Annotated in this window: 15 protein-coding genes; 3 read left to right on the forward strand and 12 right to left on the reverse strand. The window is 50.5% G+C overall.

What is annotated here, in order from left to right:
- The 3 genes from DXD02_RS02805 to DXD02_RS02815 form a co-directional block, all read right to left on the reverse strand.
- A complete protein-coding gene (locus tag DXD02_RS02805; protein ID WP_118666356.1) occupies window positions 1-1,050 on the reverse strand; it encodes an L-threonylcarbamoyladenylate synthase in 1,050 nt (349 codons plus the stop codon).
- 100 nt (window positions 1,051-1,150) lie between these two features.
- Window positions 1,151-3,100 (reverse strand): fructose-1,6-bisphosphatase, encoded by a 1,950-nt coding sequence (locus DXD02_RS02810; RefSeq protein ID WP_118666357.1) that lies wholly within the window; start codon window positions 3,098-3,100, stop codon window positions 1,151-1,153.
- Between the two features lie 28 nt (window positions 3,101-3,128).
- Entirely contained in the window at window positions 3,129-3,584 is a 456-nt protein-coding gene (locus DXD02_RS02815; RefSeq protein ID WP_158580109.1) for a putative ABC transporter permease, read from the reverse strand.
- Window positions 3,585-3,734: 150 nt separating this feature from the next.
- Here DXD02_RS02815 and DXD02_RS02820 point away from each other — a divergent pair, with 150 nt between their 5' ends.
- Together DXD02_RS02820 and DXD02_RS02825 are read left to right on the forward strand one after the other, a co-directional pair.
- Window positions 3,735-3,962, forward strand: a complete 228-nt coding sequence (locus tag DXD02_RS02820; protein WP_117761092.1) for a hypothetical protein — start codon at window positions 3,735-3,737, stop codon at window positions 3,960-3,962.
- A gap of 45 nt (window positions 3,963-4,007) precedes the next feature.
- Complete coding sequence (locus tag DXD02_RS02825; protein ID WP_243106382.1) at window positions 4,008-4,421, forward strand: hypothetical protein; 414 nt, start codon at window positions 4,008-4,010, stop codon at window positions 4,419-4,421.
- 95 nt (window positions 4,422-4,516) lie between these two features.
- On the opposite strand, the gene DXD02_RS02830 is transcribed toward DXD02_RS02825, so the two are convergent.
- From DXD02_RS02830 to DXD02_RS02875, 9 genes are all read right to left on the reverse strand, one after another.
- The gene (locus DXD02_RS02830) at window positions 4,517-5,737 is read right to left on the reverse strand and encodes an ATP-binding protein (protein WP_118666359.1); all 1,221 of its coding nucleotides are present in this window, start codon (window positions 5,735-5,737) and stop codon (window positions 4,517-4,519) included.
- Window positions 5,734-6,681 carry a glycosyltransferase family 2 protein gene (locus DXD02_RS02835; RefSeq protein ID WP_117509476.1) on the reverse strand — a complete coding sequence of 316 codons (948 nt, stop codon included), beginning with the start codon at window positions 6,679-6,681 and terminating at the stop codon, window positions 5,734-5,736. The genes DXD02_RS02830 and DXD02_RS02835 overlap by 4 nt, the downstream gene beginning before the upstream one ends.
- Window positions 6,678-7,652, reverse strand: coding sequence for a 1-aminocyclopropane-1-carboxylate deaminase/D-cysteine desulfhydrase (locus tag DXD02_RS02840; protein ID WP_118666360.1), 975 nt, complete (start codon window positions 7,650-7,652; stop codon window positions 6,678-6,680). The genes DXD02_RS02835 and DXD02_RS02840 overlap by 4 nt, the downstream gene beginning before the upstream one ends.
- A 359-nt stretch (window positions 7,653-8,011) precedes the next feature.
- Window positions 8,012-9,130, reverse strand: coding sequence for a M20/M25/M40 family metallo-hydrolase (locus tag DXD02_RS02850; RefSeq protein ID WP_243106384.1), 1,119 nt, complete (start codon window positions 9,128-9,130; stop codon window positions 8,012-8,014).
- A 35-nt stretch (window positions 9,131-9,165) separates the two neighbouring features.
- The gene (locus DXD02_RS02855) at window positions 9,166-9,924 is read right to left on the reverse strand and encodes an amino acid ABC transporter ATP-binding protein (protein WP_117801468.1); all 759 of its coding nucleotides are present in this window, start codon (window positions 9,922-9,924) and stop codon (window positions 9,166-9,168) included.
- Window positions 9,911-10,663: an amino acid ABC transporter permease gene (locus tag DXD02_RS02860; protein ID WP_022462083.1), complete on the reverse strand. Its 753-nt coding sequence runs from the start codon at window positions 10,661-10,663 to the stop codon at window positions 9,911-9,913. The genes DXD02_RS02855 and DXD02_RS02860 overlap by 14 nt, the downstream gene beginning before the upstream one ends.
- A gap of 15 nt (window positions 10,664-10,678) precedes the next feature.
- Window positions 10,679-11,179: a GNAT family N-acetyltransferase gene (locus DXD02_RS02865; RefSeq protein ID WP_117801469.1), complete on the reverse strand. Its 501-nt coding sequence runs from the start codon at window positions 11,177-11,179 to the stop codon at window positions 10,679-10,681.
- A gap of 95 nt (window positions 11,180-11,274) precedes the next feature.
- The gene (locus DXD02_RS02870) at window positions 11,275-12,198 is read right to left on the reverse strand and encodes a transporter substrate-binding domain-containing protein (protein ID WP_117801470.1); all 924 of its coding nucleotides are present in this window, start codon (window positions 12,196-12,198) and stop codon (window positions 11,275-11,277) included.
- 102 nt (window positions 12,199-12,300) lie between these two features.
- Window positions 12,301-13,539: a glutathione S-transferase C-terminal domain-containing protein gene (locus DXD02_RS02875; protein ID WP_117801471.1), complete on the reverse strand. Its 1,239-nt coding sequence runs from the start codon at window positions 13,537-13,539 to the stop codon at window positions 12,301-12,303.
- 678 nt (window positions 13,540-14,217) lie between these two features.
- Between DXD02_RS02875 and uxuA the strand changes: the two genes are divergently transcribed.
- Window positions 14,218-15,294: a mannonate dehydratase gene (uxuA, locus tag DXD02_RS02880; protein ID WP_117804134.1), complete on the forward strand. Its 1,077-nt coding sequence runs from the start codon at window positions 14,218-14,220 to the stop codon at window positions 15,292-15,294.
- Window positions 15,295-15,296 lie beyond the last annotated feature (2 nt).

Here is a 15,296-nt window from a genome sequence, read left to right on the forward strand (position 1 = left end):
TTATACCTCTGCTACTTTGTGGCCTGCGGCTTTTAACAGGCGGTTCATGATCGCCTGCCCCATACGCGGGGTGTCGAAAGCCTCGGAATAAATCACTTCCACGCCGTCCTCATCGAAGTCGCGCAGAATCGCAAACAGGTGATGCGCGATCGTCTCATCTTCGGCGCGCAGCCCGATGCTCTTGATATCTCCTGTGGTGTACTGCTCCCGTGTCTCATCGGTGCAGATTACGCCCACTTTCTTTCCTGCCTTTTCCTGTTCTGTGGCAAGGCGGTTGATTTCCGGAATCACCCGTTCCATCTCGCCCTGGATAATCGTAAGGTCTGCCTTCGGCGCATAATGTTTGTAGCGCATGCCCGGTGCCTTCGGACGCACATGGCTGTCCTCCGCAAGGATTCCCGGATCGACACGCACGGTTCCAAGCACTTTTTCCAGCATCTCTTTGTTGTAATAGCCCGGGCGGAGAATCGTCGGAATCTCCTCTGTAAAATCGACGATGGTGGATTCGAGGCCGATCTCGGCGTCTCCTCCGTCGATGATACAGTCAATTTTGTCCCCAAGGTCCTCGATCACATGCTCGGCTTTCGTCGGGCTCGGCCGGCCTGATGTATTGGCGCTCGGCGCTGCGATGAAGCCGCCTCCGGCTAAGATCAGTGCGTTTGCCACTTTGTTGCTCGGGTAGCGCACGGCTACGGAGGTAAGGCCTCCCGTCGTCTCGAGCGGAACGGCATTTGTTTTCTCAAAAATCATCGTCAGCGGTCCCGGCCAGCATGCGGCTGCCAGTTTGCGTGCACTCTCCGGCACGTTTGCCGCTACGGTTTCGAGGTCCTCCATTCTTCCGATGTGGACGATCAGCGGGTTGTCCGACGGACGGCCCTTTGCCGCATAAATTTTCTCGGAAGCTTTGGCATCCAGCGCATTTCCGCCAAGACCATATACGGTCTCGGTCGGGAATGCCGCCAGACCGCCGTTTTTCAGAATCTCTCCTGCTTTTTCGATCGCGCTCTGATCTATGTTATCTTCTGTCATCCTGGCAATCCATGCCCTCATATGTTTCTTCCTTCTTTCCATCTGTTCCAGCGCACAGTGTTTCCATCTGCGCACACTGTTTTGATTATACCATTTTCCGGCGCAGTTGAAAACCCTTGATTTAAAGAAGCTCTTTTAACTGAGCCGTGCGATACGCCTCGATCAGTTCCTTTAATTCACGGATGCGCTGCCGGATCTGCCGTCCCTGATCCGTATCGCCGACTAACTGGCGCTTCATGTTGTACCGCACCGCCACCTGGCGGGAGACAATATCCTTCTCCTCCTGGATTGCTTTTTCCGTCGATTCAAACGGCTCGTGCGCGGTGAGGCTGAGGCCGTACGAGTTGTAAATCAGCGTGTAACCCGCGATGCCGGTTTCTTTGTGGTACGCCCTGCAGAAGCCGCCGTCGATGATCAGCACCTTGCCGCCGCATTTGACCGGGCTTTCACCGGCACTCTGATGTACCGGGACGTGGCCGTTGATAATATGTACATTTTCACCGGCAAGCCCGAACTCCTGTAAGATCCGGTCCGCCGTCTCCTCTTTCTCGATCAGGCGGTAATACGCGTTTTTCACCTCGGTCCAGGTCTCTTTTTCTGCGAGGAAATACCGCTCAAATGTTGTCATCTTGTCGCGGCCGTACAGCGGAGAATTCGGCGCGGTCCACAGATACCACAGCGTATTGCGGCCCTGCTCCCGTTTTTTCGGATCGCGGCTTACAAATGCGCGGCGCACGTTGTGCTCGAGGATATCGTACAGTGCTTTTCCCTTGTATTTCTTTCCGTCGACCTGTACCTCTTTTAAGGTGCCGTCCTCATTCATCGGCATGCAGCCGTGGTACAGCAGATTTCCATTGTAGACGCGGTAGAGGCTTCCTTTTTTGAGCAGGAAATCGACGTGCGCCTGCAGTTTTTCGCTGTTTCGGAAGGCGAAGATCAGCTTATCGAGCACTTCTGCCTCTTTTTCTGTCAGCTCGTCCGGATGCGCCGGGTCGATCGTCGGAAAGCTCTTGTCGCGCAGAGCATACGTTTTCTCCCCCATCGCCACCGTTCCGTTCTGGTAATCGATCTTTTCCAGCAGACGGCGGTTTTCCATGCCGTACTCCGGGTTCTCACGGATCAGACGGTTCTCGAGCTTTAACTGCATTACGGTGATGGCCTTGTGCATGCGGCGCTCCAGCATCTGCTGGGAATTTCCGCTGTCCTCGCCGCCTTTTGCGGCAAAGCATTCGCACGGATCATCGCCGTACGTCTCGAGAGCAAAGGTGGCAAGCGGAAGCATATTGATGCCGTAGCCGTCCTCCAGCACATCGAGATTGCCGTAGTGGAGGCAGATGCGGATCGTGCTGGCCACGCACGCCGGCTGGCCGGTCGCAGCGCCCATCCAGAGCACATCGTGGTTGCCCCACTGGATATCGAGGGAATGGTAATTCATCAGGCAGTCCATGATTTTATACGGCTCCGGACCGCGGTCAAAGATGTCGCCGATGATGTGGAGATGATCAACAACGAGCCGCTGAATCAGCTCTGCCACGGCAATGATGAAGTTCTCGGCGCTTCCGATTTCGAGGATAGTCTGGATGATCGCCTCGTAGTATGCTTCTTTGTCGAGCACCTCCGGCTTTTCGGTAATCAGCTCCTCGATGATATAGCCATAATCCGCCGGCAGGGCTTTCCGCACTTTGGCACGGGTGTATTTGGAAGAAACGATTTTGCAGACGTCGATCAGGCGGTACAGCATGACCTTGTACCAGTCATCGATGTCCTCCTGCTGCTTTTTCTCCATCTCCAGGCGCTCTCTCGGGTAATAGATAAGGGTTGCAAGCGCACGTTTTTCCGAAATGCCGAGCGTGTGGCCGAAGACATCGTCAATCTTCTTTCGCACGGCACCGGAACCGTTGCGGAGTACATGAGAAAAGGCTTCGTATTCGCCATGAATATCCGAAAGGAAATGCTCCGTGCCTTTGGGAAGGTTGATAACGGACTGCAGATTGATGATTTCGGTCGCTGCTTTTTCGATGGTCGGGTACAATTCTGCGAGATATTCCAGATAATTTTTTTCGTTTTCCATGAGGACCTCCTGCCTGGGTTGTTTTTTCTTATTTTATAACGAACGCCCCTTCGGCACAACCCTTTTTCTTCTTTCGATACACCGGGTGCGTCCCCTCGTGGAAGATATAATAGCTCACATAGTCCGTAAGAAAAATCCCAACCACCGAGAGCAGATACCAGATCCCGAAAAACCACGGGCAGATCAGCCCATCGCAGAAGGAAAACGGCAGCGCACTGTAGTCCCACATACGGTAATGCAGCACCCGCAGGGAAAACATTCCCGAATACAGTTCGATGGCCGTGATCAGAACCGCAGATACCATCATCTGAAACGCCAGCGGAAAGCGGCGCAGCCCGGCGTCTTCCAGCATTCCGATTCCTGCAAGGGACAGTCCTCCGGCAATGCCCATCAGGCGGAAGCTGTAACCGCGGTAAGTGACTTCGATGGCAATATAAATACAGTAGCCCAAAAGAAAAAACAGCAGATACTTCTTCGCTTTCATTCGTTTTTCTCCCATTCTAATTGAGAATCTTTTCTCTTATTCCCAGTATCTCTGTCTTTTCTCTTTTTATCCGCTTGCATTTTTTCTTTTCCATGTTACAATACTTTCATGTTTCGAAAGAAGTTTCGAATAGAAAGGACAGAAAAAAGAATGGCATTTAACCCAATGAAGTTAATGGAATTAAAAAATCTGAGAAACCGTTTCGCCCAAAACCACCCGAAGTTCGTAAAATTCATGAGCGATCTCGCATCCTCGCAGATTGAGGAGGGAACGATTCTCGAAGTCACGGTGAAAAAACCGGACGGCCGAACGATGGTTTCCAATATCAAGGTGACTGCTTCGGATCTTGAAATGCTGCAGGCAATCAAACAGATGTAACATATTTTTCGTGGCAAAAAGCCGCTTTCGACGAGCGGCAGGCTTTTGGACACACGATATTCCTCGAGATACTGCGTCACCGTCTTTCCCGTCATTTTCCGGAAGCGGCGGCAGCAGACCTCGCGGGACAGATGCACCTGCTCACCAAGCTTTTCGAGCGAAATCACGGATTCTTACCATTACTCCGATGCATTCCTGACGATCGAAGCGCCGTTCTACTTCCTGCTCGGCCTTCTCGCCGTCTACCGCACCTCGATTCAGAGTATGCAGAACGGACGCGCACCGTTTGCCGCATGCATGATCGAGCTTGTGATGCGTCTTGCTGCTACCGTCTGGCTGTCACGCTTCTTAGGCTACACTGCCGCCTGCATCGCAAGCCCGCTTGCCTGGTTCGGTGCAATTGCACTGCTGATTCCAGTCTACTATCGGATGATGATGAAGCCTGTAAAAACAGTGTAATCAAAATTGGTCCACCGGATATTGATATGCCTGGCAACGCAAAACCCGGAATCCTTTCGCTCCTCTTCTGAGGTCTTGAAAAGATTCCGGGTTTTTTATTTTACTGTTTTCTCTTCCCAGATTGTCTCCAGATTTTTTCCATCAATCCAGATACAGCGGTACACCCGCTTCATCTGCTCATCCAGTTCCGCTTCCCGGTCCGTCTTTACAATCACATGGCCGATCCGGTCAGTTCCATCTGCCATGGCAGAAACTTCATGCCCCTCCGGATAATCCAGGACAAGCTCCAGCCCTTCCTGACGCAGACGTTCGACCTGATCCCGGTCGATTTGTGTGATGGTTCCGCTTACCGGACTCAGCAGCAGTTTTGCCATGCACGGGCAGCTTTCCGTCTGCTGAAAATCCGTTTCTTCCCCGAGGGCGCTTTTGATCATCTGCTCATAAAAATCAAATCCGTAATACGTTGAAATCAGTTCCGGAATGCAGGTTGCCCCGGTTCTTCCGCCCATTTCAATGATCCAGACCTTCTCTCCGTCCACAAAGACATCCGCATTGACGGAGCACTGATCGGCACCGGATGCGGTGACGGCCAGCTGCATCTGGCGGGCAATTTCTTCCCGCAGTGCCCCGCTGCATCCATACGGAAATGCGTGGCCGACCGGAACGGTCGTGTGTGCACCGCGGTATACAAATTTCGTGTGCGGTGCCAGAAAGACCAGTTTGTGGTTCTGCACAAATCCATCCACGCCGATCTCCGTTCCGCGGAGGAATTTTTCAACCAGCACATAATCTCTTGCCGAACCGTTTCTCGCATTTTCATACGCTTCTTCGATCTGTCCGGAATGCTCCACCACGGTAATTCCGCGGCTTCCTGAACTGTCCACCCGTTTTACGACAACCGGGTATCCAAGCTGTTCTGCGGCTTTTTGTGCCTCCTCTGCGCTTCTTACCCGCATCCCGTCTGCCGCGGAAACGCCGCCCTGCCGGAATGCGTCTTTCATCTTTGCCTTATCGGTCAGAATTTCCGCCGCCTCATACGGAATGCCGGACAGATGCATCTTTTCACAGACATAGCCGATTGTGCTGACGGCCACATCGGTTCCCGATGTACAGATTCCGTCGATCTGTTCTTTTTCCGCCGCCGCAAGAATCGCTTCTTTATCCCGCGTATTCAGTTCATAAATTTTATCTGCAAGTGCAAACCCCGGATAATCGCCGGGAATACTCACTACGATCGTGTAAAGACCCATTCTGCGTGCAGTCCGGATCAGCGGCACCTGGTAAATACCGGCACCTAAAATCATGATTTTTTTCACTTTTTTTCTTCCTCATCAGATACGTTAATGGTTTCCCGCACAATATACTGCGGCGTGCGGTTCAGAATCAGAATCATCTTTCCGAGGTATTCTCCGATGATGCCGAGCACCATCAGAATCAATCCGGAAAAAACAACGATGGCGCAGATCGTCGAAGACCAGCCAACCATCACGGTCGGATTGATGAGCTTTCGGATGGCAATCATGATGGCTGCCAGAAAACCGCCGGCTGCAGAAACTCCGCCGAGAACGGACGATATGCGAAGCGGAATTACAGAATAGTTCCAGTAGGCAAGCCACAATTTGATCAGTTTCTTTAACGTATAGTTGGAAGTTCCCACTGCACGTTTGAAATGCTCCACCTCTACATTTCCGATTTTGTGTGTCGTGCGGTAGAAAATGCCGTCAATATAGGGATTGAAGCTGTCGTATTTTACCACCTCGTCCTTGATCTGGCGGGTAATCATCCAGAAATTGCTGGAAACGATGTCTTTTGGCCGTCCGAGAAGAATCCGGGAGGAAACTTCGTTCAGTTTGCTGGTGACATTTTTCAGGAACGAATTTTTCCGTTTCGGATAGCAGCCGTAAACCAGATCGTATCCTTCTTCCATCTTGTGGATCAGTTTGCTGATCTGGGACGGATGTGTCTGCATGTCATCGTCCATGCCGAGAATAAAATCTCCTTCGGTGTAGTGGAGTGCCGCCATCAGCGCATTGTGCTGGCCGAAATTGCGCAGCAGGTTGATGCCCTTGACATTCTGATACTGCTCACCGAGCTTCTTGATCTCCCCATACGTATTGTCTTTCGGGGAACCGTCGTTCACCAGGACAAATTCGCAGTCATATCCGTCCATTTTCTTGAATTCTTCCATCACCATCTCTACAACTTTCCGGATCGTTGCCTCGGAATTGTAGCATGGGATGACTATTGAAATCAGTTTCATTTTTTTCCTCCATCGGTATCGTTCAGAATGCAGTCATAGAACAGCGGCGTGCCTCCGGTATGGATAAAAAGCACATCGCAGTCCTGTAACTGATGTTCTTCTATGTACTGCTTCATTCCCCAGAATGCCTTTCCGGTGTACGTCGGATCCAGCGGAAGGCCGTTCCGGCAGAACTCTTCCCGGATCACCTGTAAAATCCGCTCATCGTACTGGCCGTATCCGCCCTGGCGGTATCCCATTTCCAGATGAAGTTCACTCTCCCATCCTTCCGGCAGCACGAGATGATTCTTCGCAAAATAATCGGAAATGCCGCTCTCCATGATGCGGATGGCTCGGTCGTACTCGCGGGATGAAATCGAAAGGCCGATGATCTGCTCCGTTCCCTGCTCGAGCAGTTTTCCGCTTACCAGGCCGCACTGGGTCGAGCCGGTTCCGGATGCTGCAAAGATATGAGAAAAAGAAATGTTCTGTTCTTTCTCCCACGCAAGAATCTCGCGGTAGCCGTCCACGTAGGCCTGTACCGGTGTGCCTTCATTGCCCGTTCCGAATTTATCCCCGAAAATATAATATGGGTGATATCCCTCTTCTGTCAAACGGTTCATCGTCTTCTCGACGGTCTGTGCAATCTCTGTTTTTCTGCACGGAATGACTTCGGCTCCGAGCCATTTCATCAGACGGCTGTTGTTGGTTTCGATCGGTTGTTCCTCGTTTTCTTCGGAAGAACAGATCATATAGCATGGAATTTTCTCGGCACAGCACAGATTGGCCAGCACGCGGCAGAGGTTGGATCTGCTGTTTCCGTAGATGATCATGCAGTCTTTGTTTTTCTCCTGCATGTCACGGAAAAAGGCGCGTCCGATCCGCACTTTATTTCCGCCCAGGGAAAACGGGAGAAGATCCTCTCTCTTGCAGTACAGTCGGACATTTCTGTCGTTTGGAAATTCCAGTTTCTGAATTGGTGTCTGTATCATTGTTTCTCCTCTTTTATTCTTGTTTCAACTCACAGTCGGTATTTTCACAGAGTCTGACATGTCGAAAATAGTTCGACTGTGACTTACCTCATGTCAGTGGAGGATACCGATTTTTCTCCGCCCGCCACTGCCGTTATGTTTCTTTTAATAATTCATCCCACCGCTTTAGAAGCGGGGGACTTCTTGTCTACTGGTGTTAAATTCCGGCATGCACCGGAAGCTTTTCCCTATTATAGACTATTTTTCTCTGCGTGGCAAGCCGTGCCGGAAACAGGAAAAGCCCGCCGGTTTTTGTTTTCACATCTGCCGGCGGGCTTTGGGGATTTTTTACGTATTCTGTTTTTTCGTCCGGGATCTGTTCAGGCTTCCTGCGGTGCGGCAAGATTGGCCACAATCCGCGCCACCTGGGCTATCTCCGGAATTTTTGTGTACTCGGCGCAGCTGTGTACCTGATTCATCGAGGTTGCGATGACAAGCCCTTCGATGCCGTGCTGTGCAAAGACGTTGTTGTCGCTGCCGCCGAAAGTTTTTTCGAATGCAGCGGTCAGGCCTTCTTCTGCAACGGCGCTCTCGTAATGCCTTGCGGCATCGCTTGTCAGCAGCGTCTCATACGCATGGATATTCAGTTTTTCTTCCCAGACCAGCTTCGCACCAATCTTCTCTGCTTCCTGCTGGAAGATTCTGTGATATGTTTCCAGAAGCTCCATGGCCGTCTCGTGGTTCAGGCTTCGAATTTCGCCTTCGATCACGCAGCTTTCCGAAACGATGTTGGTACCGGAGCCGCCGCCGATTTTTCCGATGTTGGCAGTGGTGCTTTCATCCACGTGGCCCTGCGGAAGCTGTGCGATTGCGCGGGCGGCCGCCTGGATGCTGTTGATGCCGTCCTCCGGGTGGAAACCGGCGTGGGCGGCTTTTCCCTGGATTTTCACCGCGAAGGAAACGAGTGTCGGTGCCGCGTAGGCGGCTGCACCGATCGCGCCGCTTAAATCCAGAACGTATGCTTCTTTTGCCTGCACCTGGCTGTAGTCGAAGGCATTTGCGCCTTTGCAGTACAGCTCCTCACCAGTCGAGATCAGAATTTCGATCGGGCGGTGCGGTGTTTTGGTCTCGATGAGGTGGCGGACAGCTTCATAGATGGCTGTCACACCGGCGAGGTCGTCGGCGCCAAGAACTGTCGTGCCGTCGCTCGTTACGGTTCCATCCTCATGGGAGACGGCTTTTTTTCCTTTTGCAGGCTCAACAGTGTCCATGTGGGCCGCAAAGAGAACCGGGGCTCCTGCAAGGCTGCCCGGAATGCGCGCGAACAGATTGCCCGCATTGGAGCCGGTCTGCTCCTGCGTATGATCTTCTGTAAGCGTAACCCCGATTTCGGCGAATTTTATTTTTAAGGTGTCCGCCATCTCGCGCTCCTCTAAGGACGGCGAATCGATAGATACCAGCTCCGCAAAAAAATCAGCAATTCTTTTCTCATCTATCATAATCTTTTCTCCTACTCTTTGGCTGTGTCCGCAATTTAAATAACATACTCAGGCTGCGCCATAATATGCATCTTGCTGAAGAACTCCCGTGTTCTCTGATTCTGCGGATGCTCGAATACTTCTTTCGGTGTTCCGTCTTCTACTACGTGTCCTTTATCAAGGAAGATCACACGGTTCGACACATGGCGGATAAAGTTCATCTCATGGGAAACCAGAAGCATTGTATATCCCTGTGCCGCAACTTTTTTAATAACATCCAGAACCTCTCCAACCAGCTCTGGGTCAAGGGCTGAGGTCGGCTCGTCCAGCAGCAGAATCTGCGGTTTCATGGCGAGGGCTCTTGCGAGCGCCACCCTCTGCTGCTGTCCGCCGGACATATGTTTCGGATAATGGTTTGCCCATTTCTCCATGCCGACCAGTTTCAGTTCTTCTAATGCAATGGCTCTGGCCTCGTCTTTTTTCATCTTCTTGACAACAATCAGGCCTTCCATCACATTTTCCAGTGCGGTTTTCTTCTCAAACAGATTGAACCGCTGGAACACCATTCCTGTGTTCTGTCTTAAATACAGAAGCTCTTTCGGTTTCCGCTCGGAAAGGCCGATCACCTTGTCCCCGATCGTCACCGTTCCCTTCTCCGGTGTCTCAAGGCGGTTGACGCAGCGCAGAAGCGTTGATTTTCCGGTTCCGGAAGGACCGATGATTCCCACAACATCGCCCTGTCTGATCTCGAGGCTGATGTCGTCGAGCACCACATTGTCGTTATATTTTTTTGATAAATGATCAATTTTTATCATTTTTCTTACCCTCCCCGTTTGCGGACGCCAGCTCTACCTGGTCCGGAATCCGGATTTTATTTTCAATTACGCGGATAATCTGCTCGATCACCAGCGTTACCAGCCAGTAAATGATGGCCAGTGAAACGTAAACTTCAAAGTAGCGATACGTTCTTCCTCCAATAATCTGGCCCTGTGCGGTAATCTCGACAACGGCGCAGGTAAAAGCAAGAGACGTTCCTTTGATGATACTGATAAAAGAGTTTCCAAGGGTCGGAAGCGCAACCTCAAAGGCCTCCGGCAGAATGATGCGGCGCAGTGTCTGCGGATACGTCATGCCGAGTGCATGTGCTGCTTCGATCTGGCCCGGGTCAACGGACTGCAGGGCCGAACGGATAATCTCAGCCATAAAGCCCGACTGGTTCAGTCCCAGAGCGATCATCGCATAGACGAAACCGGAAATATTGGCAACCGCCAGATTCGTTCCGAACTGCTGGTTGATTGCCTTGAACATCATGGGAATACCAAAGAACGCAACGTACAGCTGTACGATGACCGGCGTACCACGGAGCAGTGAAATCAGAAGATTCGTAATCTGCGTCAGTACTCTGATTTTTTTCATTTTGATGATCGCCATCACAAGTCCCAGTCCCAGTCCGATCAGCATAGAAACCACGGCCAGTTCCAGCGTGATCGGCAGCTTTGTCAGCAATTCTGGTATGGATGAAAATACCAGTGAAACGTCAAATAATTTTCCCATGATTTTTGTCCTCTCTTACACATATTTTTCTACCAGTACACAGGTAAAGCCAAGATTTTTCTTCGGCTTTTTCGGCTCTTCGTCTTTCTTCGGTGCATGGTGGTCGTATACCGACAGGTCAGCGTCCGGATTCAGTTTGTAGCCTAATTTCTCATAAAAGCCTGCGGCGCGGTCCTGGCTCGTGATGACGATGTGATCGACACCGTATTCTTTCAGCCATTTCTCAGCGGCTTCGATCAGCACGCTACCGTATCCGCTTTTCTGTTTTTCTCTGACAACACAGACACGCTCGATTTTTCCTGTCTTTTCCGCCGGAAATGCGATGCGGCAGCCGGCTACCGGCTTGTGATCTTCTGTCAGCAGAATCGCCTGCAGATCATCTTTGCTCTCGTCCTGTCCGAATTCCAGTTCAATCGGAATGTTCTGTCCCAAACAGAAAGCATCAGTTCTGACGTAATCATATGCTTTGTATTTCCACTCTTCGCTTCCCTTTTCTACCCGGTAAATTTCTGCCATATTTTTCGCTCCTTTTAGAATCGGGAAACGGATGTTCTCGATCCGCTTCCCGTCTGTTTTGTAATCTCTTCTGTTTTTATTTCAAAAACGATATTCTAGTTTGGTGTCTCATCAAAGTATTTCTCGTCTGGGCTGGTGTCCACGCCGAGATACTCGGTTGTGATCTTGGAAAGAGTTCCGTCTTCTTTCATCTCTTTTAAGGCTTTGTCAACATCCTCGCGGAGTGCTGCGCCCTCTTCGTTCTTTCCAAACAGGAAGTAGGTATTGTTCTGCGGGAACAGGAAATCTTCGGTCTCCTCGTCGATCTCGTTTGCTTCCAGCTGACCTTCCAGTCCGAACTGCGGAAGCAGGTTGTCGATGATCGGTCCGTCGTCGATTGCCACATCAGCGGTTCCATCTACGATATGCTGGTAGCGGACCTGGAAGTTTGCATTGGAATATACGATATTGATCTGGTGATCCGGGTTGTCTGTATTCCATTTTTCCAGTGCATTTGCGGTAAGGCTTCCTGCACTCAGCTCAATTTTGTATCCGCGGTCTGCCAGATCGGTAAGAGAAGTCAGCGGCTCATCGCCGGTTCTCTGAATGTATTCGTTGAAGCTGGTTTTATATGGTAAAGAGAAGTAGTAGGATTCTGCTCTCTCATCGGTATATCCATAGTTGTTGACTGCGATGTCGTACTGACCGCTCAGCACACCCTGCAGTGCATCTGCCTGCTCAATTTTCAGTTCATACTGCGGAAGGCGGTTGAACACTTCTTTTACGATATCGATATCGACACCGGTCAGCTCGTTGTCATCATTTACGTAAAAGTACGGTGCCAGTGTGCCGCTTGTTACAGCTTTAATCACTTTTTTCTCACCGGAATCCGATGCGGAGCTGCCTTCTGCGGAAGATGATGCTGCGGAACCGCTGCTGCTTCCTGCATTTGCTAATGCATTGCTTCCGCATCCTGCAAAGCTTGCTGCCAAAAGGCCCGCCGCTGCCAATACTGCCCAGAATTTCTTTGTCTTTTTCATAATAAAATCCTCCTCATTTTCTCGTTCTTTTCAGTTCCGGCCGCACCCCGGCTGCCTGAGAGTGTTCCACCAGAGCGCTCCGGATTCTTCTGTCTTATCTCTTTATAAAAGTCCTTTCAGCGGATTAATCGATGCATCCACGGAAAGTACGCCGTTCTTCGGGTTTCTGTCTTCCCATTTCGGGCTGTTCCAGATGGTTTTTGAGATTTCTCCTGCGTAATCCTCGTAGGTCTCTCCCTCCGGATGGCGAAGGAATACTTCATCCGGTGTTTTGCTGAGTGTTCTTCTCGATCCATCGTCTGCCATCAGCTTCTCGAAATCTACTTTTGCAAGGATTCGTTCGTTGTATCCGCGGAAGAGAACCTCGCCTAATTTCTTTCCAGGTCTCGAAAGTGCCAGCACCTGCGGATCGCTTCCGTGACGGAAGGCCGGGATCGCATACAGCTCTTTTAAGTAGCCCCAGATATTTTTGTAATCACGAATCGGTTTCTTCACCGGTCCTACGTTGTGGAAGTAGCTGACATCCCAACGGATCAGAGTGACGTAAGCGCGGACATCGCTGTCGGTGATGTAGTCGCCGAACAGGAAACGGTTCGTCTCCAGCCGTTTGTCCAGCTTATCGAGGGATTCATAGAAATCTTCGTATGCCTCATCGTATGCTTCCGGTGACTGGCAGAATGCCATGCGGTAATGGCCGTTGTTGATATGCGGGAAGAGCCAGTCGTTAAACTCATCGATCTCTTTCCGGAATTTTTTCGGGTACAGGTCCGGCGCATCTTTTGGCTGGAATGGACGGAACTGCACTTCGAGGTAGTTCGTCAGGCGGTGATAATCGTTGTTCACAGCCTTTTTCTCTTTGACATCCACCAGGGTCGGTGTCGTTGCTCTTCCTTTGAAGTCCGGGTTTGCTCTTTTATAGAACTCACTTAAGAAGTAAGCGCCTGTCGCCGGATCCTTGAAATCCAGATACTGTCCGAATGCATGTCCGTAACGGTTTGTCTCGCCGGATGGAGAAACTCTCGTCTCCGAGATCACATCCTGCAGTCCTAAAAGCTCCCGCACGATGATCGGACGGTTGGACCAGTTGCATCCGGTTGCCCAGTAGATCCCGAAGCGGTTTGCTTCTGCTTTCAGGCCGCCTTCTTTATCGCCGAATGGCTGGATAAATGCATTTGGCTGACGGATGAAAGCGCCGCGCTCATCGATCTCTACAAGGGTTTCATTTGGTCTTGGGTCTACTCCGACTTCTGCTGCAAACTGTTCTGCCAGTGCATCTGTGTATTTGATTTCTTCGGTTTCTTTATTTTCAACTGGGGTGAAGCTGCATCCGCATCCGCTCATGTTTTTGTCCTCCGTTTTCTATGTCTGTTTATTATCTATTCTTATGTTGTTCATTCGCATTTCTTTTAAAAAAGGTTAAAAAAATAGCAGGCATTCGTTCCGGCCTGCCCGCACATGCAATTTCTGCTATGCTTTTTCTGCCTGCGAATGTTTCTTATTTTTCTTTATTCTGATTGGAGCTGCAGCAACAGCAACAACACATCTCCATCATTCTGTTCTCCTGCATTCGTCTGTTGTCTGTTTTTTTCATTTGCTGTTCTCCTTTCCTACTAAGTCGATATGTTTAATGTGTTTCTCGATTACATGGCATATTATAATGCATATTTTTTCTATGTGCAACCCCTAAAACGCCTTTTGGTAATTGTTATTTCGATGAATCGATTATAGGTTTTTCCTATTGGTTAGTCATACCAGAAAGATATTACTTATCACACCTGTAGGCTGATTTTGCTTTTTCCCGGCCAACCGCCGCAACTTTTGCAATGTGCTCAACAATTCTTGCCATGGCTTTTTTCTTAAGAAACGATACAATAAAAAGCAAAGAACACCACTTGCAAAATACAATGTACTCTCGGAATCTTTCTGTGCTTGTTTTTGTGAGATGATTTTCCGCCAGCCGCAAAGGCAAGTGCAGAAAGATTCCGAGAGTACATTACAAAATAAAGGAGAGTTTTTCTTATGGAAATGACATTTCGCTGGTATGGTTCCAAATTTGATACCGTTACCTTAGAGCAGATCCGCCAGATTCCGGGCGTAACCGGAGTCATCACAACCCTGTACGACACTACCCCGGGCGAGGTGTGGACACGCGAAGCGATTCACGCGTTAAAAGAAGAGGTTGAGGCCTCTGGACTTCACATCTCCGGCATCGAGAGCGTCAACATCCACGACGCCATCAAAATCGGCAGCCCGGACCGTGAGCAGTACATCGATAATTATATTGAAACGTTAAAGCACCTCGGAGAGGAAGACATTCACCTTGTCTGCTATAACTTCATGCCGGTCTTCGACTGGACCAGAACAGAACTCGCACGCGTCCGTCCGGACGGCTCGACCGTACTTGCCTACAAACAGTCCGCCGTAGACGCACTTGTTCCGGAAAAAATGTTTGAATCTATCGCAGGTGATGCAAACGGCGCAATTCTTCCTGGCTGGGAGCCGGAGCGCATGGCAAAAGTGAAAGAGCTCTTTGACGCTTACCGCAATGTGGATGATGAGAAACTGTTTGCCAACCTCAAATACTTCCTCGAACGCATCATGCCGGTCTGCAACGAGTACGACATCAAAATGGCCATTCACCCGGACGACCCGGCATGGAGTGTCTTCGGTCTTCCGAGAATCATCATTAATAAAGAAAACATTCTGCGCATGATGAAGATGGTCGATGACCCGCACAACGGCGTAACCTTCTGCTCGGGTTCCTACGGAACAAACCTGGAGAACGATCTGCCGGATATGATCCGTTCCTTAAAGGGCCGCATCCACTTCGCTCACGTCCGCAATCTGAAATTCCACAGCCAGCAGGATTTCGAGGAGGCCGCACACCTTTCCTCTGACGGCAGCTTCGATATGTATGAGATCATGAAAGCGCTGTACGACATCGGCTTTGACGGCCCGATCCGCCCGGACCACGGACGTATGATCTGGGGCGAGAAGGCAATGCCGGGCTATGGACTGTATGACCGCGCACTCGGCGCGACTTATTTAAACGGACTCTGGGAAGCTATTGACAAGAGTCACAAACGTGGAATTTAAAG

The sequence above is a fragment of the Blautia sp. TF10-30 genome, from assembly GCF_003481245.1.
Taxonomy (GTDB): Bacteria; Bacillota; Clostridia; order Lachnospirales; family Lachnospiraceae; genus Fusicatenibacter; species Fusicatenibacter saccharivorans.